This window comes from Fibrella arboris (genome assembly GCF_041321095.1).
Lineage (GTDB): Bacteria > Bacteroidota > Bacteroidia > Cytophagales > Spirosomataceae > Fibrella > Fibrella arboris.
The window spans coordinates 390,675-415,885 of record NZ_JBGGWE010000003.1 but is presented as its reverse complement, the minus strand read 5'-3'; the positions used below and the strand labels follow the sequence as shown (position 1 = coordinate 415,885).

General features: G+C 57.1%; 18 protein-coding genes and 2 pseudogenes. 8 read left to right on the top strand and 12 right to left on the bottom strand.

Annotated features, from left to right (window positions below):
• Window positions 1-131: 131 nt before the first annotated feature.
• The 4 genes and pseudogenes from ACAW75_RS06785 to ACAW75_RS06770 form a co-directional block, all read right to left on the bottom strand.
• Entirely contained in the window at window positions 132-1,793 is a 1,662-nt protein-coding gene (locus ACAW75_RS06785; RefSeq protein ID WP_370727929.1) for a type I restriction-modification system subunit M, read from the bottom strand.
• Window positions 1,794-1,976: 183 nt separating this feature from the next.
• On the bottom strand, window positions 1,977-2,615 hold the full coding sequence (locus ACAW75_RS06780; RefSeq protein ID WP_370727928.1) for a VWA domain-containing protein: 639 nt from the start codon (window positions 2,613-2,615) through the stop codon (window positions 1,977-1,979).
• Between the two features lie 65 nt (window positions 2,616-2,680).
• Window positions 2,681-3,355: pseudogene (locus ACAW75_RS06775) on the bottom strand (DUF2130 domain-containing protein); the annotation flags it as partial.
• 12 nt (window positions 3,356-3,367) lie between these two features.
• Window positions 3,368-3,928 (bottom strand): hypothetical protein, encoded by a 561-nt coding sequence (locus tag ACAW75_RS06770; protein ID WP_370727927.1) that lies wholly within the window; start codon window positions 3,926-3,928, stop codon window positions 3,368-3,370.
• 172 nt (window positions 3,929-4,100) lie between these two features.
• Here ACAW75_RS06770 and ACAW75_RS06765 point away from each other — a divergent pair, with 172 nt between their 5' ends.
• The 8 genes from ACAW75_RS06765 to ACAW75_RS06730 all read left to right on the top strand — a co-directional run bounded on the left by ACAW75_RS06765 (window position 4,101) and on the right by ACAW75_RS06730 (window position 16,288).
• A complete protein-coding gene (locus ACAW75_RS06765; protein ID WP_370727926.1) occupies window positions 4,101-5,552 on the top strand; it encodes a sigma 54-interacting transcriptional regulator in 1,452 nt (483 codons plus the stop codon).
• A gap of 175 nt (window positions 5,553-5,727) precedes the next feature.
• Window positions 5,728-7,314: a glycoside hydrolase gene (locus ACAW75_RS06760; RefSeq protein ID WP_370727925.1), complete on the top strand. Its 1,587-nt coding sequence runs from the start codon at window positions 5,728-5,730 to the stop codon at window positions 7,312-7,314.
• A 162-nt stretch (window positions 7,315-7,476) separates the two neighbouring features.
• Window positions 7,477-8,322 carry a sugar phosphate isomerase/epimerase family protein gene (locus ACAW75_RS06755; RefSeq protein ID WP_370727924.1) on the top strand — a complete coding sequence of 282 codons (846 nt, stop codon included), beginning with the start codon at window positions 7,477-7,479 and terminating at the stop codon, window positions 8,320-8,322.
• Window positions 8,319-9,686 carry a 3-keto-disaccharide hydrolase gene (locus tag ACAW75_RS06750; RefSeq protein ID WP_370727923.1) on the top strand — a complete coding sequence of 456 codons (1,368 nt, stop codon included), beginning with the start codon at window positions 8,319-8,321 and terminating at the stop codon, window positions 9,684-9,686. Before ACAW75_RS06755 ends, ACAW75_RS06750 begins: the two co-directional genes overlap by 4 nt.
• 89 nt (window positions 9,687-9,775) lie before the next feature.
• Window positions 9,776-11,089, top strand: coding sequence for a Gfo/Idh/MocA family protein (locus ACAW75_RS06745; RefSeq protein ID WP_370727922.1), 1,314 nt, complete (start codon window positions 9,776-9,778; stop codon window positions 11,087-11,089).
• Between the two features lie 20 nt (window positions 11,090-11,109).
• Window positions 11,110-12,786 carry an FAD-dependent oxidoreductase gene (locus tag ACAW75_RS06740; protein WP_370727921.1) on the top strand — a complete coding sequence of 559 codons (1,677 nt, stop codon included), beginning with the start codon at window positions 11,110-11,112 and terminating at the stop codon, window positions 12,784-12,786.
• 30 nt (window positions 12,787-12,816) lie between these two features.
• Window positions 12,817-14,931, top strand: a complete 2,115-nt coding sequence (locus tag ACAW75_RS06735) for an outer membrane protein assembly factor BamB family protein (RefSeq protein WP_370727920.1) — start codon at window positions 12,817-12,819, stop codon at window positions 14,929-14,931.
• 109 nt (window positions 14,932-15,040) lie between these two features.
• Window positions 15,041-16,288 carry a low temperature requirement protein A gene (locus ACAW75_RS06730; protein WP_370727919.1) on the top strand — a complete coding sequence of 416 codons (1,248 nt, stop codon included), beginning with the start codon at window positions 15,041-15,043 and terminating at the stop codon, window positions 16,286-16,288.
• Window positions 16,289-16,290: 2 nt separating this feature from the next.
• Here the strand turns inward: ACAW75_RS06730 and ACAW75_RS06725 are convergent, their stop codons facing one another.
• The 8 genes and pseudogenes from ACAW75_RS06725 to ACAW75_RS06690 form a co-directional block, all read right to left on the bottom strand.
• Entirely contained in the window at window positions 16,291-17,430 is a 1,140-nt protein-coding gene (locus tag ACAW75_RS06725; protein WP_370727918.1) for an LLM class flavin-dependent oxidoreductase, read from the bottom strand.
• A gap of 101 nt (window positions 17,431-17,531) precedes the next feature.
• Window positions 17,532-18,815, bottom strand: coding sequence for an APC family permease (locus ACAW75_RS06720; RefSeq protein ID WP_370727917.1), 1,284 nt, complete (start codon window positions 18,813-18,815; stop codon window positions 17,532-17,534).
• Entirely contained in the window at window positions 18,812-20,467 is a 1,656-nt protein-coding gene (locus tag ACAW75_RS06715; RefSeq protein ID WP_370727916.1) for a M28 family metallopeptidase, read from the bottom strand. The genes ACAW75_RS06720 and ACAW75_RS06715 overlap by 4 nt, the downstream gene beginning before the upstream one ends.
• 293 nt (window positions 20,468-20,760) lie before the next feature.
• Window positions 20,761-21,327: a hypothetical protein gene (locus ACAW75_RS06710; protein WP_370727915.1), complete on the bottom strand. Its 567-nt coding sequence runs from the start codon at window positions 21,325-21,327 to the stop codon at window positions 20,761-20,763.
• Between the two features lie 85 nt (window positions 21,328-21,412).
• On the bottom strand, window positions 21,413-22,291 hold the full coding sequence (locus tag ACAW75_RS06705; protein WP_370727914.1) for a chromate resistance protein ChrB domain-containing protein: 879 nt from the start codon (window positions 22,289-22,291) through the stop codon (window positions 21,413-21,415).
• A pseudogene (locus ACAW75_RS06700) lies at window positions 22,257-23,751 on the bottom strand (amino acid permease). Before ACAW75_RS06700 ends, ACAW75_RS06705 begins: the two are co-directional and overlap by 35 nt.
• 91 nt (window positions 23,752-23,842) lie before the next feature.
• A complete protein-coding gene (locus ACAW75_RS06695; RefSeq protein WP_370727913.1) occupies window positions 23,843-24,661 on the bottom strand; it encodes a mycofactocin-coupled SDR family oxidoreductase in 819 nt (272 codons plus the stop codon).
• Window positions 24,654-25,208, bottom strand: coding sequence for a carboxymuconolactone decarboxylase family protein (locus ACAW75_RS06690; RefSeq protein WP_370727912.1), 555 nt, complete (start codon window positions 25,206-25,208; stop codon window positions 24,654-24,656). Before ACAW75_RS06690 ends, ACAW75_RS06695 begins: the two co-directional genes overlap by 8 nt.
• Window positions 25,209-25,211: the final 3 nt, after the last annotated feature.

Here is a 25,211-nt window from a genome sequence, read left to right as displayed (position 1 = left end):
ATCCATATGGTGCTTTCTTGAACGGCTAATCTTATTTATGAAAATCTATAATCAAGATTAGCCACATAAACTTTACTACAGAAATCCATATTAAAGATTAGGGCCTTAAACTTTACTATGGATTTTTATAATTAAGGCAGAACAACTTGGGCAAGCATGTCTTCGAGCGCCAGTAACTGCGTTTGCCGCTCGGCGTCGAGGGCCTTGATCTGGTTAATGATGGCTTCGGGCGTTTCGTAGGCCTTCTGCTCATACACCACCTCCTTGTAGCGGTTGATGCTCAGGTCATAAGCATTGGCCCGAATCTCATCAACCGGCACCATAAAGCTCTGATCGGTGCGTTGGCGGGTGGCTTCTCCGTCCAGATTGCGCCAGCGGTGCACAATATCGGGAATGTCATTATTCTGCCGTAGAGACGCGACACTCGCGTCTAATCTCGCGTCTAATCTGGCGTCAGCAACGGATGTATTGCTCGCGTCGGCCATGCCATCCGGTGCCTGAGACGCGAGGTGTCGCGTCTCTACGAGGGCATCCAAATCGGCAAATTTTTCAAACGATACACCGGTGGGGGTACGTTTATCGTCGAGGCTGTAGCCATCGGCCCGCATGTCGTAGAACCAGACGTTATCCGTGCCGCCCGAACCCGTTTTGGTGAAGATCAGCACGGCGGTGCTCACCCCAGCATAGGGCTTGAACACGCCGCCGGGCATCGAGATCACGGCTTGCAGGCGGTGCTTCTCCACCAGTTCGCGCCGCAGTTGCTGATGCGCTTTGCTGCTGCCAAACAATACCCCGTCGGGAATGATCACCGCCGCCCGGCCACCCGTGCGCAGGCCGCGCAGAATGAGGGCCAGAAAGAGCAATTCCGTTTTCTTGGTCGATACCGTCCGGATCAGGTCGGGCATCACGTGGTCGGCATCCAGCGATCCTTTGAAGGGCGGGTTGGCCAATACAATCGTAGCCTCGTCTTCAAATGCCTCATTGCTTTTGCTCAGCGCATCCACGTCGGCCAGGCGTTCAGGCTCAATACCGTGCAGCAGCAGGTTCATGGCCCCAATCCGGATCATGGTCGGATCAAACTCCATACCCATCAGCAGGCGGTGCCGGTAGTGCCGTTGCGCGGCGGGTTTGTAGAGTGCCTGTTTATGATGCTCAGCCACAAACTCACCCGCCGCCACCAGAAAACCAGCCGAACCCGCTGAGGGATCGCAAACGATGTCTTCGGTGCCCGGCGCCATCATGGCCACCATCATCTTGATAATGTGGCGGGGCGTGCGAAACTGCCCGTTCTGGCCCGCCGTCGCAATTTTCGACAGCAGGTACTCATACACGTCGCCTTTGGTGTCGCGGTCGTTCATCTGCACGTTTTCGAGCAAACTCACCACCTGATCGAGCAGCCGGGGCGTGGGAATCATAAACGTAGCTCCCTTCATGTACCGCCCAAAGTTCGACCGGCCGCCGTCGCGGGGCACACCCGCGCTGTTGGTACCCAGCGAGCGAATGAACTCAAATACGCCATCAGCTTTGGTAAAGAGCTGGAACCGGCTGGCTGGGTCCGCATCTTTGAACCGGCTCCAGCGCAGTTCGTACTGGTCGGGCTGGTAAATGGGTTCTTCGATGGGTTCGCCCAGGTCGTTGGCCTGCTGTTCTTTCAGGGTCTGGATCTCGTCGAGCCGCCGGATGAATAGCAGGTACGTTATTTGTTCAATGACGGTCAGCGGGTTAGAGAGGCCACCTGTCCAGAAGGCATTCCAGACTTTATCAATATTGGAGCGTAGTTCGCCTGTGAGCATAAAAAAGAGGAAGGAATAGATATCAAATGTACTGTAGAGACGCGACACTCGCGTCTTATCTCGCGTCAGCAATACGGTAGCGTCAGCAACAGGGCGGAACTCTATCGCTGACGCCGGATGAGACGCGAGTATCGCTGACGCTACCATGTTGCTGACGCCGGATGAGACGCGAGTATCGCGTCTCTACGGTTGATCGAAATACCCGTTTTCGGCCTCGCGGATGGATTGGCCTTTGCTGCGTTTATCGTAGAAGGCATGGCGACCTTTCCGTTCCTGCTCGAACAAGTCCTTCATGCCCTGCTCGCTGGTCTGGAAGGTGATCGACTGCTCGATGGAGAGCGACATCGCCCGCTGCTGCACGGCATGGTTCGCGCCCATGTAGGTGAACGACCAGTTGTGCTGCTTCAGGCGTGCTACCATGGCCTGAATCTGCCGCTCGGTAAATTCGCGGGAGGCGTTTTCCTCGCCATCGGTCAAAATGCTGACCAGTACTGTGTAGTCGGTCGTGTTTTCCAGTTCCCATTCCAGCCTGAGCAGACTGCGGCCCATGGCATCGAACAGTGGCGTACTGGCGTTGGGTTGAAAGAGTTCATCGGTCAGTAGCGTGAGTTCGTTGGCGGGTTTGTTGTTGAGGCGCGTGGTGATGCCCAACCCATTGAAGGTAACGAGCGTAACGGTATGCTGTTGCTCAGGAAACTGCTGGCTGGCCCCCTGGATGGTTTGTACCACTTCGTTGAAACCGCTTAACGTTGCTGCTTTGATGGACTCCATGGAGCCGCTTTCGTCGAGAATGATCAGGTTGTAAATCGTGTGCGTGTTCATGTGTGTATTGAGTTTGATTGTTAAAAATGAATGTGTGTTGGCGTAGAGACGCGAGTATCGCGTCTCTACGCCAACACGACTAGTTCGTCGTCGGGGGCGAATTCCAGTTCGGGCAGGCTGAGCATGACCCCTTCGGCAATGCCGCCGATAGATCCCACCATGCAGGTGGTGCTGTCGATGACGGCGTCGATCTGTTTTTCGCGCAGGCTCCAGATCTTCTTCATTGCCCGCTTTTCCTGCTCAAGGCCAGCTTGCAATGTCTGGAATGCCCGCACAATCGACCGCACGCATTGCTGAAATTCATTGCCCGTCAGGTAGTCGTAGAGCCGCTGCATCTTGTCGCCCTTGTTTTCGCTGGCTGTCTGCACCTCCGATACCTTTAGTACGCCAAGCCGCAATACCGTAGCCAGTGCCCGCACCTCGGCAAAGGTGCAGATCCACACGCCGTCGACATGGCCAAAGTGAGGCATATCGGCAGGCATGGTTTCGGTGACCAGCACGGCAATGTCGGCATTGTGGCGCTGCTGGTCAGATTTCAGCTTATCGATCCAGTTGCCGCCAAAGGCTTTGGTCCGTTTGCTTTCGTAGACGATCCGACCACAGATTCGCCCGTAGTCGTTCTTGACGTCATGGATCAGGTCAGCTCCGTTTACGCCTTTACCTACTTCGCCAATCACATCCACCGGAAACGTATCGCCCAATAGCTTTTCCAAGGCCACCTCCTGCACTTCGCCCTGCGTCTGCTGCGAACCTTATTTGATCTTGCGTTCCATGGCGTGCAATTGATCGGTAAGCGCCCGAATCAGGCCCTGTTGCTCTTCTTCTTTCAAGTGGCTTTCGTCGCGGGCTTTTTGCAGGGCCTTTTCTTCGATCGACTGCCGTTCGGCGCGCAAGCGTTTTTCCACGTCGAGCGCCAGGGCGGCCTGCTTTTCTTCCAGTTCGCGTTGCTGCCGCAACAAGGCCAGTTCCTGCTGCTGCATCGACTTCACCGTTTCCGACTTGTCGCGTAACTCCGCCTGTAAGGTTTGAACCAGGGTTTCCTGCTCCGCCCGGGCTTTCTGACGCGCCTCGGCCTGAAGCGCTTTCAGTTGTGCGTCAACCGCCTTTTGAACCTCCAGCTGCTGATCATGCTGCCGACGCTGCATCACGAGTTTCTGCTGACGTACCTCTTCCTGCTGTTGCTGAAGGGCGGCCTTCTGTTCGGCGTAATGCTGGTTGTACTTCTTCGCCAGCTGGCTCTCAATCTGGTGTGTGAATGAATCTTCCAGGTTAATGGCTTCCTGGCAGTGGGGGCAGGCGAAGGCGTGTGTCATAGAGTTTGTACCCGGCGTAGAGACGCGATACTCGCGTCTGGGCTCGCGTCCAGGTGTAAAGGTTATTATATACACCCTATTGCGATTTACGTGCCAGTACGAAAAAGTAGTATATTGGCCTGATTTGATCGTATTACTTATTAATTCTTGATAATATATATCAAAAAATAATATGAAAATTCTAGTGTCGTGGTACGCTTTCAACAATGACTTCGTGGGTAATGAGGTTAATCTGGATGGACCGACCTATCAGTTTCATCAGCATTTCTTCCAGCACGACCGTCACCTGATTCTCTCGTCGGCCCAACCCGATGAAGATCCACGGCTCGACCGGCTGATCAACCGCCTGCTTCGTGACTTCCCCCAGCGCAAAGGCCTGATCGAAGGACGGGGAATGAACGTACCTGACCCGATCAACATGCCTGACATCAAGGCCAAGATTGAGACGTTGTTGCTGAGCCTTTCGGGTTCCGATCAGATCGACCTGTTCATTTCGCCGGGAACCCCCGCCATGCAGGTGGCCTGGTATCTGTGTCACATGAGCCTGTCGCTCCCCACCAGGTTGTTTCAGACGCGGGCTGCCAAAGACACCGCCTCCCGGAAACTGCCCGAGCTGATCGAGGTACAGGTAGGCCAGTCAGCGGTGCCGGTCTCGGTCACGCTGCACGAACAGCGGCAGGGGAGAAGTCCGCAACGAGATGAAGAGTACCTGATCACCGAAGCCCTTCGCCCCGTATATGCACGCGCTACCCGGGTGGCCGAAGCAGATCGCGTCACCTGCCTGATTCAGGGTGCCAGCGGAACAGGGAAGGAACACCTGGCCAATTATATTCATAAACAGTCGAACCGGGCAGACGGGGCTTTTGTGGCTGTCAACTGCTCAGCCCTGGGCGATTCACTGCTCGAATCCCGGTTATTTGGTTACGAGAAAGGGGCGTTCACAGGGGCCGAGAAGCGAACACAAGGTTACTTCGATGCAGCCCGGGGGGGCACACTTTTTCTCGACGAAATCGGGGACATTTCACCTTACATGCAACAGTCGTTACTTCGCGTGTTGCAGAGTCAGGAATTCACACCAGTAGGAGCAACGACTAGCCGTAAAGCCGATGTGCGCATCATTGCCGCCACGCACCAATCGTTACGGCAGGCTTGTCAGGCAGGTACGTTTCGCTGGGATTTGTTTTACCGCCTGACCGTCGCCGAATTACACATACCCACCCTGGCCGAACGTGGCCTGGCCGACAAGCAGGCCCTGATCGATTACTTTATTCGCCAACGGCAAAAAACCTTCCGTCGACCCAAGCCCATCAAGTTCACGCCCGCCACCAAACGGCTAGTCGACAGCTATCTGTTTCCCGGCAACGTGCGCGAACTGGAAAACCTGATTGCCTCACTCTACGTCTTCGCCGATGAGACTATCGATATGGCTGACCTCCCCAACTGGCTCCGCGAACCGGCCGTTGAAGGCACCTCTTTCGATTGGACACAACACGAAAAAGCCCTGATTCAACGCGCGCTCCTGTATTTCGGGGGCAACAAATCACGTACCTGCGAAGCCCTGGGCTATAGATCCATCAATACGCTGGTGAAGAAGCTGGAGGAGTACCGGATAACAGATAAATGATAATTTAAGTAACCAGGCAGAAGTGGGTTTAGGTTTTGCAGATGAATTGGCATAGTATGCGGCAAGACGATCAGTAAATAGGGAGAGTTTGCCGCTATGACTTGGTAGCCCCTTGTTTGACCCGGACCAGCGCGTTGTCGCTGTCGTTCCACCCAGCCTGATCACCTCAATGTCGATGAATAAATTACCTGCTCGCCACTTTCTGCTTGTGCTTTTCAACCTGCTGATGGCAGGGGAATGTTTGGCTCAGGAGACGGCCCACACTCCTTTCGTTGTAAGCATTCAGCCAGCACAGACCTACCAGACTATTCATAGTTTCGGCGCCTCTGATTGCTGGTCGGCACAGTATATCGGGCAGAACTACCCCCTGGCCAAACGCGAACAGATTGCCGACTGGTTATTTAGCACGCAGACCGATAACGCCGGTAACCCCAAAGGCATTGGCCTGTCGATGTGGCGATTCAATATTGGTGCAGGCAGCACCGAACAGGGTGATTCGAGCGGTATTCGGAGCCCGTGGCGGCGGTCGGAGTGTTTCCAGCGGCCCGACGGTTCGTATGACTGGAACAAACAGGCGGGCCAACAATGGTTTGTGGAAGCGGCTCACCGGCGGAAGGTGCCTTATTTGCTTGGCTTTACGAATTCGCCGCCGGTGCAGTTTACGGCCAACGGCAAAGCCTATGCGTCGGGTAAGTTGGGCGATTATAATGTTAACCGGCAACGGCTAGGCGACTACGCCCGGTTTCTGGCCGATGTGGTGCAGCAGTTCAATCGGAAAGGCTGGCCGATGCAGTACCTAAGCCCGTTCAATGAACCGCAATGGGACTGGGGTATCAAGAAAGGGCAACGGATGGCCACGCAGGAAGGCACCCCCGCCACCAATACCGATATGGCCGAATTGGCCCGGATAGTAGGCCAGGAGCTATCGACGCGAAAACTCAGTACCCGGCTGACACTGGGTGAGGCGGGGCAACTGGACTACCTGTCGCAACGAGGCACCAACCGCAGTGAAACCGGGCAGGATGATGTGGTCGACGCTTTCTTCAGCCCGACCAGCCCAAACTACATCGGCAACGTACCCAACGTAGAGAAACTCGTCTGCGGGCATAGCTATTTCACTACCTCGCCAGCCCGGAAACTACATGCCGTTCGGCAGCAACTGGCCGGGAAGTTACAACAGACTGGCGTTGGCTTCTGGCAGTCTGAATACTGCGTGCTGGGCGACAATGACGGCGAGATCAACGGCAACCGGCGTGACCTGGGCATGACCACCGCTTTGTATGTGGCCCGTGTCATTCACGCCGATCTGACCGTAGCCAATGCCGCTTCCTGGCAATGGTGGCTGGCCCTTAGCCCCAGCGATTACAAAGACGGACTGATCTATGTAGAAAACAACGGCAAGATGGGAGAGAACGCGCCAAACCAGCAGGACGGCACTATTCTGGCTTCCAAGACACTGTGGGCATTCGGTAATTATGCGCGTTTTGTTCGGCCCGGCATGGTGCGCATCCAGGTCCAGTCATCCGCAGACGCAGCTGCGCCGCTGGTCTCCGCCTACCGCAGCGCCGATAGCAGACAGCTTGTGGTGGTGGTCGTGAACCCCGGCGACGCCCGTGTGCTGCAGCTGGTTGGTTTGCCAGGGAAGCAAAAGCAGATCGACTGCTACGAAACCAGCGAGTCGGCCGACTTGCATAAACGAACCGGTTCGCCCGGCCAACTGACGCTGGCCGCCCGTTCGGTAACAACGCTGGTCGTTCATTGATCTGACGTGCCCGGGCGCCTTCATCGCAAGCCACAACTGGAAAGTTAACGTTGCTGGCGCTGCCAGCAGCGCCGATTCGTGAGCGAATTGAGTACGGCCAGCGGGCGTGGTGCTTTTACTGATTATACAAACAGATCTACGTCTTTTAATTAGTTGGCACTTGTGAAAAACAGCGTACTCATTTTTGCCTTTCTCCTGAGTTTAGGCTCGGTGCAGGCCCAGAAAAAACTATTCGGTCAGACACCGGGCATGGTGTCATACACCTATCGGAACAGCTTCGCCAGAAACGTACCCGCTACGCTCGATACCATTAAAGCGCTTGGTATTACCGATATGGAGTTCTCGAACCTGTTTGGTAAAACCGCTGCGGAGCTACGCCAACTTCTGGACGAACGAGGCATGAAATGCTCATCGTTTGGGGTCGGCTACCCCGATCTGCAAAACAAGCTGGCTGATGTTGGCGCTAACGCGAAGGCACTGGGAGCGAGCTATGTGCGGGTAGCCTGGGTACCGCATAAAGGGCCCTTCACCCTCGATATGGCCAAACAGACTGTGGCCGATTTTAACAGCTTCGGTAAGCAACTAAAAGACCAGTTCGGCCTTACGTTCTGCTACCATAACCACGGCTACGAGTTTGAACAGCATGAAAACGGCACGCTGATGGATTACATCATTCAGCAGACCGACCCCAGGTACGTTAGCTTCGAAATGGACATCCTCTGGACGTTTTTTCCCGGCGCTGACCCGGCTGCGCTGCTGACCAAATACCCCAACCGGTTTAAGCTGATGCACCTGAAGGACCTCCGTAAAGGGGTTGTCGGCAATATGTCGGGCGGTACGCCGGTAGAGAACGACGTAGCGCTGGGAACTGGTCAGATCGACCTGCCGTCGGTGTTGAAAGCGGCCCGTAAAGCGGGAGTTCGGCATTATTACATCGAAGACGAAAGCACGAGTGTGTCGAAGCAGGTGCCCCAGAGTCTTGCCTATCTGAAAAGCCTGAACGAATGAAAAAGCAGACCTTACTTCCGCTGTTGCTCGCCATCAGCTTTGTCGCGCAGGGGCAAACCACGCTGTCGACTAAAAAATGGACGAGCCTGTTCGACGGTAAATCGCTGAAAGGCTGGAAACAGGTGGCCGGTACCGCTACCTATGCCGTTGAAGAGGGTGTGATCGTGGGCCGGACGGTGGCGCAGTCGCCCAACACGTTCCTGATCACCGACCAGGAGTACGGCGATTTTGTGCTGGAACTTGATGTAAAGATCGAAGACCTGGGCTCGAACTCCGGCATTCAGTTCCGGAGCCAGTATGACCCCGCCGGGCGCGACGGAAAAGGGCGGGTATTCGGCTATCAGTATGAGCTGGACCCCTCGCCCCGGAAATGGACGGGCGGTATTTACGATGAAGGCCGTCGCGACTGGCTGTATCCGATGGGCTTGAATCCGTCGGGGCAAAACAGCTATAAACACAACGAGTTCAATCAGGTCAGGATCGAGTGTGTGGGCAACCAGCTACGTACCTGGGTCAACGGAACGCCCGCCGCCTACGTGGTCGACAACCTGGATGCCAGGGGCGTTATCGCCTTGCAGGTGCACGCGATCAGCAGCGCCGATAAAGTGGGCAAGAAGATCTACTGGAAGAACATTCGGATTAAAGGGGCCGACAAACCATCGACCGATTTTCCGAAGGCTGGGTACGTGGTCAATACCAATCCCAATACGCTCACCGACTTTGAGAAGCAGAACGGCTGGAAACTGCTCTTCGATGGCACTAGCCCGGCTGGCTGGCGAAGTGCTACCAAAGAAACATTCCCGGCGCAGGGCTGGACCATCAACGACGGGCTGATCAGCGTGGAGTCGTCGAAAACCAGCAGTGCCCGCGGCGGCGATATTATCTCGACGCAGCAATACGGTGCGTTTGACCTGAGCTTCGATTTTCTGCTGACGCCCGGCGGCAACAGCGGTGTAAAATATTTTGCCACGCTCCCCGACAAGGGCGGCATCGTTGGCCTGGAATTCCAGGTGCTCGACGATAAACTGCACCCCGATGCCAAAGCGGGACGCGACGGCAACCGGACTATGGCCTCGCTCTACGACATGATCAAAGCCGACAAACAGGATCGCTTCGTACACCAGCCGGGCCAGTGGAACACCGGTCGGGTAGTGGTGTATCCGAACAACCACGTAGAGCACTACCTGAACGGGGTCAAGGTGCTGGAATACGACCGGGGCTCACCTGCTTTCCGCGAGCTGGTGGCTCTGAGCAAGTACAAGGTGTATCCGAACTTCGGTGAAGCGCCCAAAGGGCATATCCTGTTGCAGGATCATGGCGACAAAGTGAGCTTCAGAAGCATCAAGATCAAGGAATTGAGGTAATTGAGTGATCAAGGGATTGAGGTAATCGATTGCTCCGCAGCGCCAGTCAAGTACCTCAATCCCTTGATCACCTGTTTCACAGACACACAATGGACCGTCGGAATTTTATCAAGAAAGCTACTGTGGCTACGGCCAGTACCACCATTCTGACCTTTCCTGTTTATGGCAAAAACGCGCCCAGCAACAAGGTCGTGGTGGCCGTAATGGGGGTCAACAGCCGGGGCGCCTACCACGCCCGGTCGTTCTCGAAATTACCAAACGTGGAGGTGGCTTACCTCTGCGATGTGGAAGATGGTGCGATCAAAAACGGACTGGAGGCCGTGAAAGACGCCAGTCGCCAGCCGGCTATTGTCAAAGACATTCGTGAGCTGGTGGCCAAGAAAGACTTTGACGCCCTGTTGATTGCGGCGCCCGACCATTGGCACGCCCCCGCTGCACTGATGGGCGTGGCGAATGGGAAACACGTGTACGTCGAAAAACCGTGTAGCCACAATCCATATGAAAGCGAACTGCTGATCGAGGCGCGTACCAAGTACGGAAAGCTGATTCAGGTGGGTAGCCAGCGGCGGTCATTTCCCACGCTGATCGAAGCCGTGCGGGACGTGCGGGGCGGTGTGATCGGCAACCCTTACTTTGCCCGCGCCTGGTACACCAACGCCCGCAAACCCATCGGCGTTGGTAAGCAGGTGCCGGTGCCCGCCACGCTGAACTTCGACCTGTGGCAGGGGCCCGCCCCGCGTGAAGCCTACCGCGATAACCTGGTACATTACAACTGGCACTGGTTCTGGAACTGGGGAACAGGCGAGGCCTGCAATAACGGCAATCATGAAATAGACTGCTGCCGCTGGTTCATGGGCGTCGATTTTCCGACGAAAGTAACGTCGTCGGGGGGACGGTATGCCTATAAAGACGACTGGCAAACGCCCGATACGCAGGTGGCTTCGTTCGAGTTTGACGGCGGCAAGGCTATTTCGTGGGAGGGACGTAGCTGTAACTCGTTTCCGATCGAGGGCAGCGGGCGGGGATTCATCATCTATGGCGATAAAGGAACGCTGGTGAATAAAGGGGGCGGCGATTACCAGATTTTCGACGATAAGAACAAGCTCGTTAAGGAGATCAAACCGGGCACCAGGCTCGACCCGAACAATACGGTGAGTGCAACCGGTGATCTGGAAATGACCCACTTTGCCAACTTTGTGGAGTCGATCCGGGAGAATACCAGGCTGACCGCACCCATCGAGGAAGGGCATAAAAGTGTGCTGCTATGCCATCTGGCCAACATTGCCCAGCGCACGGGCAGCACCCTGCACTGCGACCCGGCCAACGGCCACATCAAAGACAACAAAGCGGCGATGCAACTCTGGAAGCGGGAATACGCCAAAGGCTGGAACATGGTGGTGTAGGTCCGTTTGATAAGCCCCGTATGAAGACCTTAGACCGCTGGCGTTCGCTGGCCACTACCGTGCTCCTGGTTAGTCTCAGCCTTGCGCTGCCAACGGCAGCTACGCCTCAGCACCGCGGGCAGGTACGCCGGGCCGACGTGATCATCTACGGGGGCACTTCGGCGGCTATCATCGCGGCCGTGCAGGTAACGAAAATGGGTAAATCGGTCCTGGTTGTTTCCCCCGATAAACACCTCGGCGGCCTCTCGTCGGGCGGACTCGGATTCACCGATACGGGCAACAAAGAAGTGATCGGTGGCCTGGCCCGCGAATTCTACCGGCAGTTGTATCAGCACTACCAGCAGGATTCGTCGTGGAGGTGGCAAAAACGGTCCGACTATGGCAACAAGGGGCAGGGAACGCCCGCCGTTGATGGCACCAGCCGGACCATGTGGATCGTTGAGCCGCACGCGGCCGAACAGGTATTCGAGGCGCTGGTACGTACCCACAAACTAACCGTCTATCGGGATCAATGGCTCGATCGATCGGCTACTGGCGTTACGAAGAAAGGAGCCGCGATCCAGTCGTTTCGCACGCTGAACGGTCAGGTGTATGTGGGAAAGATGTTTGTCGATGCCACCTACGAGGGCGATCTGATGGCCGCGGCTGGCGTAAGCTACCATGTGGGGCGCGAAGCCAACAGCCTGTATGGCGAAACCCATAACGGTGTGCAGGTGGGTGTTTTTCAGCACGGTCACCACTTTAAAACCCCTATCAGTCCCTACAAGGCAGCGGGTGATCCGACCAGTGGACTACTGCCGGAGGTATCGCCTGAGAAACCGGTCCGGAATGGCACCGGCGATCAGAAGATCCAGGCGTACTGCTTCCGGCTGTGCCTGAGTAACCACCCCGATAACCGCGTGCCCTTCGCCAAACCACCGGGCTACGACTCGACCCGGTACGAGCTGTTGGCGCGGGTCTTTGCATCGGGCTGGCGGGAAACGTTTGACAAGTTCGACCCCATTCCGAACCGGAAAACCGATACCAACAACCACGGCCCGTTCAGCACCGATTACATCGGCAAAAACTACGACTATCCCGAAGCCACCTATGACCGCCGGCAACAGATCATTCGGGACCACGAGCTGTACCAGAAAGGGTTGATGTACTTCCTGCAAAACGACGCCCGCGTGCCTGCCGACGTTCGGGGGGCAATGCAGCAGTGGGGCCTGGCGAAAGATGAGTTCACCGACAATGGCCATTGGCCGCATCAGCTCTACATCCGCGAAGCCCGACGGATGCGGGGTGTCTTTGTCATGAACGAAGCCGATGCACTTGGGCAGACGAACGTACCCAATTCTATCGGGATGGGCTCGTATGCGCTGGATGCCCACAACGCGCAGCGCTTTGTGACAGCCGATGGCTACGTACAGAATGAAGGCGATATCGGCGTACATCCCGACAGGCCCTATTCCATCGCCTACGGGTCTATTCTGCCCAAAGAAACGGAATGTGATAACCTGCTGGTGCCCGTCTGCGTGTCGAGTTCGCATATTGCCTACGGGTCGATCCGAATGGAGCCTGTTTTCATGATCCTGGGCCAATCGGCGGCTACGGCAGCGGTGCTGTCCATCAACAGGAAGGTGTCGCCGCAACGGCTGCCCTACGAGGTGCTAAGGCAGGCGTTACTGAAGGATAAGCAGCAACTGACCCGTTGAGGTACGTTTCTAATCAGCCAGTTTATTGTTATGATCAAGCTGAACGCCGGATGGGGGGTAGTAGTTGGCTCACTGGCCTGGCTGGGGTTGGTTGGACTGACCGGCAACGTACCTGAACCAGACCAGAACTGGCCTGAGTACAACGGCGACGGCGCCCGAAGTCACTATTCAGGGCTGGCACAGATCACCCCAGCCAACATCCACCGGCTAACGGTGGCGTGGCGTTACGCCTCGGGCGGGGCCGATACGGTTGGTAATCGCACGCAGATACAGTGCAATCCGATCATTATCAACGGGGTCATGTATGGCGTATCGGCCAATACGCAGGCGTTTGCCATTGAGGCGGCCACTGGTCGGGAAATCTGGAAAACCGACATCCCCGATACCGACGGGACCACCAGCCGGGGTGTTACCTATTGGACCGATGGTGCCGATAGCCGTATCTTCTTTGGCGCAGGCAATGGACTGTATGCACTCGAAGCAAAAACAGGCAACCTTATTCGCTCGTTTGGGCAGGGCGGGCGCGTCGATCTGAAAGTGGGCATCGAACGACCCGGCGCCGATAAGTACGTTCGGGCCAACACCCCCGGCACTGTCTATAAGAAGCTCATCATTGTGGGCGCCCGGGTATCCGAAGGGGAAACGGCCCTCCTGGGCGATGTGCGGGCGTATGATGTGCATACAGGACGGGTTGTCTGGACCTTTCATACCATTCCTGAAGCGGGTGAGGCGGGCTACTCAACCTGGGCACCGGCACACCCCCGGCAACGGGTAGGCGGCGCCAATGCCTGGGCGGGCATGGCCATTGATCGGGCGCGGGGCATTGTCTACGTACCTACGGGTTCGGCCGCCTACGACTTTTACGGGGGCAATCGAAAAGGCGATAACCTGTTCGCCAACTGCCTGATCGCGCTGGATGCGGCAACGGGCAAACGACGCTGGCATTTCCAGTTTGTCCATCACGACATCTGGGATCGGGACCCACCCGCGCCCCCTAACCTGTTAACTGTCTGGCAGGGTGGCAAACGCATCGACGCGGTGGCGCAGGTAACGAAGCAGGGTCATGTATTTGTCTTTGACCGGGTTACGGGTAAACCCCTGTTTCCAATTGTCGAAAAAGCCTTTCCGGGCGATGGGGTAGAAGGCGAGCAGGCTAGTCCCACCCAACCGATTCCCCTGAAACCGGCCCCCTTTACCCGGCAGACATTGACCGAAAAAGACATCAATCCATGGGCGGCTAACCGATCCGAAATAGTGGCCATGTTGCGTAAAGTCCGAACGGGTAGTCCCTACATACCGCTTACGTCGGAAACGACCATCTTCTTTCCGGGTACCGATGGCGGGGCACAATGGGGTGGTGCGGCCACTGACCCCGACGGGATTATCTACATACCGGCCAAGCAGAATCCCTGTTATTCAACGCTGGTGCTGCGCAGGCAACCCGCCACCCAATCGGCAAGCCGCGAGCAGCTCTATGCCGCCAATTGTGCAGCCTGCCACGGGGCCGACCGACGGGGCAATCAGGATGGGTCGTATCCATCGCTGCTGGATGTTGACAAGCGCCTTCCGGCAGCTACTATTCAGCAGGTCATCCTGAAAGGGCGTGGGATGATGCCCTCCTTTTCGCATCTGCCGGAAGCCAACCGGAAAGCCATCGTCGATTTCCTGCTGAACAAGGCGACCGCCCGCCCGACCCTACAGACCGCCAAACAGGCAGTACCGTATCAGCATACCGGGTATAATCGCTGGTACGACAGCAACGGGTACCCGGTGAGCGCCCCACCCTGGGGCACACTCACCGCCATTGATCTGAACACGGGTCAACAGCACTGGCAGGTGCCCCTGGGCGAGTACCCGGAATTAACGGCAAAGGGCATACCGCCAACCGGCACCGACAACTACGGTGGCCCGCTGGTGACGGGGAGTGGCCTGTTGTTTATTGCCGCCAGCAAAGACGCGCAGTTGAGGGCTATCAACAAAAAAACGGGTGCCATCCTCTGGCAAACAGCGCTGCCTGCCGCTGCCTACGCTACTCCCGCCACCTATTCAGTGACTGGTAAACAGTTCATTGTGCTGGCTTGCGGTGGCGGAAAACTCCAGTCGAAATCTGGCGATCAGTATGTGGCCTATGCGTTGCAGCCGTAGCTCACGCGCCTTCGCTATTGGTGATGTTCCACAAAGAGGCTGGCCGCAACGCTCAGTTTATCAGCCGCCCGGCGACCAATCGTGTTAACGAGCCATAGACCGGGAATAGATGGCCGAGCAAACAGAAGAAAAGCGGAATGTGCCGCAACTACGAACCGCCGAAAAAAGGGGCGAACGACGAACAACATGGGCTGAATTGCTGAATGATCTGGCCTACACCACGATTGTGATGCAACTGGCTATGCGGCTCAACAAGGCTTTCTCCCTGGAGGATCTGCTCGATTTTCTGCTGCTCTACGTGCCCGTGTGGTGGCTTTGGAATGGGCAGGCGCACTATGCTACCCGGTTCGATAACACGAACGACAGTGTGCACCGATTTCTGGGAAGTGCCCAGCTTATCGGATTGATTATTTTGGCGGCTTCCATTCACAAGGCAACCACGGAGCTATCGGTCGTTTATGCGCTGGCCTATGCCAGCGTACGGCTGATACTGCTCATCGACTACGGGCGGGCGTGGTATTATATTCCGCAGGCGCGCCCCTACACCCGGGTTATTCTGATCGGCTTTGCGATCTCGGTGCTGATCTGGGTCGGTTCGCTTGGCGTTAAACCTCCCTACCGGTATGGCCTGTGGGCGGTAGCCCTGCTCATCGAATTGACTACGCCGCTCACGTCAGGGGGCAAACTACACGTGCAGTTTCCACCCGATGTGCGTCACCTGCCCGAACGCTACGGGCTCTTCACCCTGCTTGTGCTGGGCCAGGCTGTGTCTGGTTTGAGCATGGGCCTGATGAACAGTCCGTTCACGCCCGCGGCCATTACGTCGACCGTATTGGGCGGGGTCGTGATCATCGGGCTCTGGTGGGCTTATTTCGACCGGCTGGACGATGATGCCGTTCGGAAGCTGGCCGAGCATGGGCATAAAACTAAAAAAGCAGCGCAGTCGTCTGTTCGGCAGTATACGATATGGCTTTATACGCACCTGCCCCTCACGGTTGCCCTGACCCTGAGTGGCGTTGGATTAACCCACGCGATCAAAGCGGTGAATGAGGCAGCGTTGACGGTTGAACAGCGCTGGCTGCTCGTCGGCACGGTGGTGACGTACCTGGCCGCCGAAGCAGTCATCAGCCTGACCACCTTGAACTCGGGGCCTGCGCATGTAAGCTTCCGCCGGGGGGTGATTGGCCGTGTGGGAGCGGCTGGCGTGCTGGTATTGGTAGGGCTGTTCACCAGGCTCGGTACGCTGACGATGCTTTTTATACTAGCGGCTGTGGTGACGGCCCTGATCCTCAGTGACCAGCTGTCGCCCGAAGCCCCCGACAGTACGGAACGGGTGAAAGAGGGTGTAGGTAACTAGCACTAAGTGGCGCCATTCACGCCCTGTTCCCTTGGTAAGCGGGAGAGCGTCATGGTAGGCAAACGGGGCAACACCAGCCGGGCAACGTACCCAGCCTCGTCAAGTAACGGGTAGCCCGAGAAGATAAAGGCCCGGATACCCATGTCCATGTAGCGGTTAATTTTTTCGACGATCTGATCGGCGCTACCCACCAACGCACCACCAGCGCCGGAACGGGCTTTGCCAATGTCCGTCCACAACAACGGCTCGACGAAACCCTCGGGATCAGCCGCTTCCCGAAGTTCATTCTGCCGACGGACACCCAGCGACCACGAGCTCTGCGACGCGTTTTTCAGGGCTGCCCCCCGTGCCGGGTCAAACTTCGACATGATGTGCCGCGACCAGGCCCGGGCCTCTTGCTCCGTCTCGCGAACGATCAGGTGAATGCGCAGCCCAAAATCAACCGTTCGTCCGTAACGTGCTGCCCGTTCAGACACATCCTGCATGTTAGCGTAAAGGAGTTCTTCGGTTTCGGGCCACATCAGAAAGACATCGCAGTATCGCGCACAGACATCCCGCGCGCCATCGGATGTTCCACCGAAATAGAGCAGCGGCCCGCCGTTTTGCTGGAATGGCTTTACGGGGTCGGTGGCCAAACTGATTTTTCCGTACACAGGCCCGTCGTGTTCGATACGGTCCTGCGTCCAGGCCTGTTTCAGAATCTGAATGGTTTCGGCGCAGCGCTGGTACCGGAAATCGGCCTCTTCGCGATAACCGGGTAAATCGGAATTGATGATGTTGATCGTCAGCCGCCCCTGTAGCATCTGGTCAAGCGAGGCCAGCGTGCGGGCCAGCATGGGTGGGTGCATTTCACCGCACCGAATGGCCGTCAGCAGATTGATCGTGTGCAGGTCAGGCGCCACGCCCCCCGCAAACGGAATCACTTCCTGCCCAACCATATATGATGTAGGCAGCAACAGATTGTTGAAGCCCAGTTTTTCAGCGGTCAGGGCGATGTTCCGACAATGCGCGAATGTGCTTCGTTCCGGGTCACGAACGCTAATAAATTCGGTGTCTTCGCCGCAGAGATCAGAAAACCAGGCCACCTCGCAAACGCGCTGAGTTGTTCGGGCAGGCACTGGTGTAAGGGGCTGATGAAGCATGAGAAAATGATTGGTTGCTAGTAGCGCCGAAGCTCCAGCTTCGGTAGTTAAAATAAAGCGATCACTACCGAAGCTGGAGCTTCGGCACTACTAGCAACCAATCATTTTCTCATGCGCCAATAAATCAGTAGTCCGGCCGCCCCGGCAATGGCTACGTCGCGGGCTTCGCGGCCCGATCCGTTGCTGAGTAACCACAGGCAGAGCAACACGGCCAGCGCGGAAACAAGCCATCCGCCAGCTACCCGGAATTGGGCAGCCGGGGCCTGGGTACGTTGTCGCAAAACAGGCAGCGCCGCACAGGTGAGGGCAAAGTAGGCTAGCCTGATCAGGGTGCTGAGCGTTAGCGCATAGAGGAACGTACCGGTAACGGCCAGAATAAGTTGTAGGGCAGCGGTGATTAGAATAGCGATATGAGGCGTTCGGAAACGGGGATGCGTTCTTGCCAGCCAACCCGGTAGTTGCTCCTGTTCGGCCATCGCAAAGAGCAGGCGTGGCCCGGTCAGCATGAGCGCATGCAACGTACCCAGCGCCGTAAGCAACGCAACGATTGTGATGCATAACGCACCACCCGGCCCGATAAAGTGCCCGGCAGCATCGGCCAGCGGCCGGTCAGAATGGGCCAGATCGGGTAACGTACCGATACACACAACCTGCACGGCCAGAAACAGCACCGCTACGGTGCCGATGGCAACCAGCAGTGATAGCGGTACCGTTCGTTGCGGATGCTGCACTTCGCCCGATGGAATGGCCGCTACATCGAAACCCGAAAAGGTGAAGATCAGCAGCAAAACCGCCTGTGAGAAAGGTGTGTAGGCGGGGAATTTCGGAAACGTAAACGCTGCCTTGTCGACGAAGAATAGACCAACGCCCGCGAACGCGCCAATCGCCAGCAGTTTACTAAGGGTAAACACCGTGTTGACCCGCGCCGATCGTTGCACACCGATGTAGTTCAGCAGCGCCAGCGCCACAACCAGTACCGTTATCAGTCCGGCCCGTTCCCGGCCTTCAGCCAGTTGTGGCCGGAAAACAGCGGCGTAGCTGACAAACAGGTTGCAGATCGACGCGAACGCCGCCACCCGTGACAGCCAGAACAGCCAGCCGACCTCGAAACCAACCAACGGGCCGAACGCCACGCGGGTATACAGGTAGGGCCCGCCCGTGCCACTGAACCGGCTGCTGACCTCCGCAAAACAAAGAATGATCAACGTGACCACGGCCGCGCTTACGCCATAGGCCAGCAGGCTCCAGGTGCCAACCAGCGTATAGAGCCTGGCGGGTAAGCCCAGAATGCCCGCGCCAATCGTAATGTTAATGATCAGCGCAATAAAATCAAACCGATTGATGCCGCGTACTAAGGCCCGCGTGTCGCTTGGTGACCGACTCACTTGACGGCCGCTTTCGTACCGAACTTGGTACCGAAAAAGTCACCTTTGTTCCAGACGGGGCGCTCTGTGGCCTGGGCCGTGAGGTAGCCGATCAGAAACTGAAGCTGTACATGCCGGGCCGCCGCGTTCCAATCGAACGGCTGGTTCATGTCGTCTTGCGGGGTGTGGTAAATAGTGGCCCGCCAGTCGAGGTTGAGTTTGGTGCCGTTGCGATCGTCGCCGGTGGTGCTGCCGCTTTTGATATAAATGGCCGGAATACCCTGCCGGACAAAGCTGAAATGGTCAGACCGCATAAACACTGACTGTTCGGGAATGGGGTCCTGGGCAATCTCAACGCCCACGAACTTCGCAGCCGCCTCGACCGCTCCTTTCATGCTCGAATGCTCGGAACCATAGGGCACGATGTCGAGCAACGGGTGGAAGAAGAAGGGCATGTCGAGGCAGAGGTTCGCAATGATCCTGTCTTTCGGAACGGTTGGGTTGCTGGCGAAATAATCGGAGCCCAGCAGCCCCATCTCTTCGCCCGTCAGCGCGACGAACAGGATCGACCGGCGGGGCTTCCTGGGGAGCGTCGAGAAGAGTCGGGCCGCTTCGAGGTTGATCGCCACACCCGACGCGTTGTCGTGTGCGCCGTTATTGATCGAATCGCCCTTGATAGGCCTCGTGATACCGAGGTGGTCGAGGTGCGACACGTAGACCACGTACTCGTCTTTCAGCTTGGGGTCGGTGCCGGGCAGCAGCCCAATGATGTTTTCGCCCACCAGCCCGTCGGTGATATCGGTCTGGGTACGTGCCTGCGCCGAGAGGTTGAGCGCGAACGACTGCGGTTGGTTCTTGTTGGCCGTCAGTCGGGCCTCTTCAAAGGATTTATCCGCCTTGGCAAATAGTGACCGGGCCGTTTCGTCACCCAGCGAGGCGATGACTTTCAACTGCGGGTAGGTACGTTGTGCCTGCCCTTTGGCGTCGGTCCAGCGGTAGGTAGCCTGTCGGTTGCGTGGCGCATTCGATTCAATACGGGCGCTGACGTCGGTAGGCAGGCTGAACGTGATGATGCCCACTGCCCCACGAGTAGCGGCTACCTCCTGCTTGGCCGAGTTGGAATAAGCCCGCTGGTTGGAGGGGAAGTTCGACGGGGCACCATTGAAACAGGCCACGATTTTGCCCCGCACGTCAACACCGGCGTAATCATCGTAACCCAGTTCAGGAGCCGATACGCCGAAGCCAACGAATACGACCGGTGCCGACACCTCGCTGATGGCCGCGTTGTAGTTCGGGCTCAAAAAGAAATTCTTTCCGTAGACGAGCTGCCGTTCCCTGCCATCCTGAACCAGCGTCATTGAGCTGCCCTCGTCACGTACCTGCGCTTTCCGAAGCGGCACGGCCTGCCGGAAGCCGCCCTGCTGACCGGCGGGTTTGAAGCCCAGGGCCGTAAACTGTTTTTCCACGTACTGCGCTGCCAGTTCAAAACCCGGTGTGCCCGGTTTGCGACCCTGTAACTTGTCGTCGGCCAGATACCGCATATGTGCTTCAATGGCTTCGGGCCGAACGCTTTTGGCGGCCTGTTGCGCGTCGGTAGGAATCGTAATCGTCTGCGCTGAAACCGACTGGACGAGTCCGGCGCAAAGAAAGAAGAGAATGCGCTTCTTGGTCATAAAATATAGGGTACTACTAAGCTTGTTGTGATGTGTTGCACCGGGAGTCCGACGTCCGGCTTATCTACGGCCAAGATAAGGCATCATTGCCAACAAAACGCCCAATAGGGCCACTGCGCAAGTGAATAGAGTGCATATAGGACGCCTTAACGCCCAAAAGTCGGGGCAACTTAATCAGTCGGCAGCGTACCTCCGCACCAGCAACAAGCCAGCTCAGTTCTGTTTTAAGAACAGGTACGGTGAAGGCCGAAACCCCGAAGATAATGTAGCCTAGGCGCTGATATAGGTGTAGCTCAGAAAGCAAGACCGAACTGGAAACCGAGCGTAATACTGGCAGGGCGGTCATTGCCGAAGCGTACCGGAATGGGCACGGCCAGGAAATAATTCACGGGGCCGGGTCTGCGGAAGGTTTTGTTCAACACCGGCGTGACACCGTAACGACCTGCCGTTTCAAACGCCAGCCGATTGGCGAGGGTGAAGCCGTTGCCCAACCCCACCAGCACGCCCGGATGAAACAGCACGTTGTTGACCCGGCTGACACCCGCTTCGGCCCGGATCAGCGGGACGACTTCCAGCGAATAGCCAATGGTGGCCGTCTTCCAGATATTGACGCCGACCGGGAAACCGACCTGGTAAAAGCTTTTGAAATTAACCACCGGCGCATCCTGACTGAACGTCACGATCGGGTGGAGAATACCCTGATACAGCACCATGCGCGGATACTCGTGCGGGGCGGGTGTTTGCTGGGCGTACGTTGCCAACGTAGCCAGGGTTAACAGTAGGCTGGTGGCTGGCAGCCAGATGGGCCGGAAAAACACAGCCCGGCAAAGGGTGGCGTAGGCGTGGAGCATGGTTAACATAGCGTTGAACGGGCTGGTTGCGGCGTACCCGTACCATACCCGGCTGCAAGGCTACGAACTCCCACTACATTGGCATAGAACAGAATTAACCTTTGGCCGATTCTTTACTTTTTTGCCCTTCTTTCCGGTAGGCCGACGGGCTTTTGCCCACGAATTTTTTGAAGACGCGGGTGAAATGGCTCTGGTCGGAGAAGCCCGTCAGGTAGGCAATGTCGAGCAGCGAATGGTCGGGCTGATCGAGGAGTTGAATGGCTTTGTCGATGCGCAGTTTTCGGATATACTCGCCGAAGGTCAGGTTATCGAAGTGGGTGGCGAACTCCCGCGACAGGTACGTTGGGTTTAGCTGCACCGCTTCCGAAATGGCTTTGAGACTAATGCCCGCCGGACCGCCGATCCGGTTGGTATCGACGTGTTCCTGAATCAGGGTTTCCAGCTCGCGGATCCAGCCGGGCGTTCGTTTTCGGGCTTTCTTCTGCAACGTCAGGTACGTTGCCATCACCTGAGCAAGGCGGTTTTCAGCCGGGTTCTGCGTGTGTTTTTCGTGTTGCAGGTACGTGGCCCAGCTATACAGCGCATCGTAGAGCACCATCCCCTGAGCCAGTAATGCCTCGTCGTTTTGCAGGTTGTAGGCCAGCCCGGCCGAAATGGCCCAGAGCCCGGCGGCCTGCTCGGCCAGGGCGTGATTGTCGGTGTCGGCTCCGCGCACAATGGGCGCCATCGTGTGCAGGGCCGGATCGCGCAGGTCGTGTTTTTTCAGGAAGTAATCGAAGGTGCAGTCGGTACCATAATGCGAATACGCCACACCCGGTACGTCGAAGGGGGTAGCGCCCAACGCTTCAGCTCGCGTCAAGACCTCGTCGGCGGGTACAAACACGATCTGGGCGTCGGGGTCGATGAAGCGGCGGATGAGCCAGGGGCAGGCGATGCGGTCAATCTTCGGACGTTCGCGGGTGATCCAGATCATGGCTTTCGGAGGAAAGATGCAGTTTACTGCGTTTTTTGCCGTACGCAAAATAGATCACCAGGCCAATCGCCAGCCAGACCACGAGCCGTAGCCAGGTGTCGCCGGGTAAGGAGACCATCATCACGAGGCAGGTCAGAATACCCAGAACCGGCACCACGGGCACCCAGGGCGTACGGAAAGCGCGGGGGGCATCGGGCTGTCTTTTGCGCAGGATCAGGATGCCGATGCAGACCATCACGAAGGCCAGCAACGTACCGATGCTCGTCATTTCGCCCACTACGCGAATGGGGACAAAACCGGCGAACAGACCGATGAACACGCACAGCAGTACGTTGGCTTTCCAGGGCGTACGGAAACGGGGGTGTACCTCCGAGAACGCCTTAGGCAGCAGTCCATCGCGACTCATCGAGAAAAACACCGCACCGGCGGCCCGGCCGCGATTGCCCCAGCATATCGACCAGAATCACGGAGGTATAGCCGATCAGAATGGCACCAATGATGAGTTGTCCCAGCCAGCGGTAGGGCGTTTTTTCGATGGCAATGGCCACCGGAGCCGCACTGTTTTTGAACTCGCTGTAGTTGGCCATGCCGGTCATGACGTAGCCAAACAGGACGAATAGGATGGTGCAGACCACCAGCGAGCCGATGATGCCAATAGGCATGTCGCGCTGCGGATTTTTGGCTTCCTGCGCCATCGTGGCCACAATGTCGAAGCCGATAAACACGAAGAAAACGACGCCCGCGCCCCGCAAGACCCCGCTCCAGCCGTATTCGCCGAATGTACCGGTGTTGGCCGGAATGTAGGGCTGGTAGTTGGCCGGGTCGATGTACTGCCAGCCAAGGGCGATGAAGACGAGGACAACCAGCACTTTGAGCGTCACGACAATGGCGTTGAACAGGGCCGAACCCGACGTGCCGCGAATGATGATGCTGGTGATGAGCACGACGATCAACACCGCAGGTACGTTCATGAAGCCCGTTACGACTGACCCGTCGGCGCCGGTCGCCGTTTCAAAGGGCGACAGCATGAGCTGTGGGGGGACGTGCAGGCCGTAATTGCCTAGAAACCGGTTCAGGTACTGCGACCAGCTAATGGCCACCGTAGCCGCCCCGACGGAGTATTCGAGCACCAGATCCCAGCCGATGATCCAGGCGAAGAGTTCGCCCAGCGTGGCGTAGGCATACGTGTAGGCACTCCCCGAAATGGGTACCATCGCGGCAAACTCAGCGTAGCACAGGGCACTGAACGCACAACCGACGGCAGCCACGACGAAGGAAAGCGTTACGGCCGGTCCGGCGTGGTTGGCGGCGGCAATGCCGGTGAGTGAAAACAGCCCCGCGCCAATAATGACGCCAATGCCAATGGCCACTAAGTTGAACGCCCCCAGTGATCGTTTAAGGGTCGATGAGTCACTGGCCGCGGCCTCCTGCCGCAGTCGTTCAAGCGATTTAATGCGCATAGATACGTTGAGAAAATAAAGTCATTGGTGCCTTCGGCGGTACTTACTCTGGGGTCGAAGGGCACGTAGCGCGAAGCAATACACGCAGCGTTTACCGAGTCAGCAAACCCGCGTCGAGTACGAATTGGGAACCGGTGATGTAGCGCGCCCCGTCGGAGACTAGATACAGCACCATCGCCGACACATCGTCTGGTTCAACCCAGGGAACCGGTAATAAATTTCCCGCCGACCGTTCGGCAATCTCCTGCGTGGTGGTGCCTTCCAGCGCCGCCAGGCCGTCGTTCATCGGTGTGTTGACGCCCGTGGGATGAATGGAATTAACCCGTATGTTGTGGGGAGCCAACTCGATAGCCCACGATTTGGTCAGGCCGACGAGCCCCCATTTCGAGGCGGCGTAATGGCTTAGACGGTTCATACCGCGTAGGCCAGCGATGCTCGAATTATTGATAATCACGCCCACTTTTTGTTCGATCATCACCGGAATGACGCGCCTGGCGACCAGCCAGGCACCCTTCAGGTTGATGTCGAGCATGGCATCCCAGGCCTCTTCGGTCAGCTCGTGGGCCAGCCCGTAGGCGCAGATGCCCGCGTTGTTGAAGAGAATATCAATGCGGCCAAACCCGGCCATCGCCTGCTCAACGGCTCGGGTCACGTCGGCATCGTTCCGCACATCGCCCGTCACGGACAGACAACCCGCGCCTAAGGCTTCCACGTCCGCCTTCAACTGCGTCAGTTCATCGGCCGAGCCAAAGGTGTAAGCTGGGTACGTCAGGTTTTTGGCTACGTCGAACGCAACGATGTTGATGCCTTCTTTAGCCAACGCCAGCGCAACGGCCCGGCCCTGTCCGTGGGCGGCACCCGTGATGAAAGCCACTTTTTTAGTGGTCCGGTTTTCAGACAGGTCAGCCATGATGGGGAGGTTGGGTTAAGGGCAAGTAAGGGTAGAGATACGCGTCGATGTTGACATGCAGCACGTTATTGAGCAGGTTCGTGGCGATCATCTGCCCGGCAAACGCAACAAGGGCAACCACTTCTGAATCAGAATATTGCTGCCGGATGGGGCCGTAGATATCGTTGGGTACTTCGCCCCGGTTCTTGGCAATGGCGGCGCCGAAGTCAAGCAGGTGCTGCTCGTCGTCGGTCAGGTGCAGGTCTTCGGGCCGCTCACCGTTCTGAATGATGATCTTACGAAAAAACGTGGTGCAGAGGGGGCAGTTACTCGCTTCCGAAATAGCGTGCGCAAAGAGATACGCCGAGCGTTCGCCCACGATTCCAATCACCGCGTGATACAACGGATACCATTGCATATACACGTCGAACGCCAGCGGTGAATGGCTGAGTGTGGCTTTCATGTTGGTAATCCGCGAGCCGGGATAGTCATCGATGTGCCTGGCCCAGGCCGCTTTCAACGCATCGGAAGCGGCAGATTCGGGAAGTGGCTGAATGCGCGGTGTCATGAT

Coding starts and splice junctions, on each gene's coding strand:
- ACAW75_RS06785 (WP_370727929.1), bottom strand. CDS start 1,793: ATGCTCACAGGCGAACTACGCTCCAATATTGATAAAGTCTGGAATGCC.
- ACAW75_RS06780 (WP_370727928.1), bottom strand. CDS start 2,615: ATGAACACGCACACGATTTACAACCTGATCATTCTCGACGAAAGCGGC.
- ACAW75_RS06770 (WP_370727927.1), bottom strand. CDS start 3,928: ATGACACACGCCTTCGCCTGCCCCCACTGCCAGGAAGCCATTAACCTG.
- ACAW75_RS06765 (WP_370727926.1), top strand. CDS start 4,101: ATGAAAATTCTAGTGTCGTGGTACGCTTTCAACAATGACTTCGTGGGT.
- ACAW75_RS06760 (WP_370727925.1), top strand. CDS start 5,728: ATGAATAAATTACCTGCTCGCCACTTTCTGCTTGTGCTTTTCAACCTG.
- ACAW75_RS06750 (WP_370727923.1), top strand. CDS start 8,319: ATGAAAAAGCAGACCTTACTTCCGCTGTTGCTCGCCATCAGCTTTGTC.
- ACAW75_RS06745 (WP_370727922.1), top strand. CDS start 9,776: ATGGACCGTCGGAATTTTATCAAGAAAGCTACTGTGGCTACGGCCAGT.
- ACAW75_RS06740 (WP_370727921.1), top strand. CDS start 11,110: ATGAAGACCTTAGACCGCTGGCGTTCGCTGGCCACTACCGTGCTCCTG.
- ACAW75_RS06735 (WP_370727920.1), top strand. CDS start 12,817: ATGATCAAGCTGAACGCCGGATGGGGGGTAGTAGTTGGCTCACTGGCC.
- ACAW75_RS06730 (WP_370727919.1), top strand. CDS start 15,041: ATGGCCGAGCAAACAGAAGAAAAGCGGAATGTGCCGCAACTACGAACC.
- ACAW75_RS06725 (WP_370727918.1), bottom strand. CDS start 17,430: ATGCTTCATCAGCCCCTTACACCAGTGCCTGCCCGAACAACTCAGCGC.
- ACAW75_RS06715 (WP_370727916.1), bottom strand. CDS start 20,467: ATGACCAAGAAGCGCATTCTCTTCTTTCTTTGCGCCGGACTCGTCCAG.
- ACAW75_RS06710 (WP_370727915.1), bottom strand. CDS start 21,327: ATGTTAACCATGCTCCACGCCTACGCCACCCTTTGCCGGGCTGTGTTT.
- ACAW75_RS06705 (WP_370727914.1), bottom strand. CDS start 22,291: ATGATCTGGATCACCCGCGAACGTCCGAAGATTGACCGCATCGCCTGC.
- ACAW75_RS06695 (WP_370727913.1), bottom strand. CDS start 24,661: ATGGCTGACCTGTCTGAAAACCGGACCACTAAAAAAGTGGCTTTCATC.
- ACAW75_RS06690 (WP_370727912.1), bottom strand. CDS start 25,208: ATGACACCGCGCATTCAGCCACTTCCCGAATCTGCCGCTTCCGATGCG.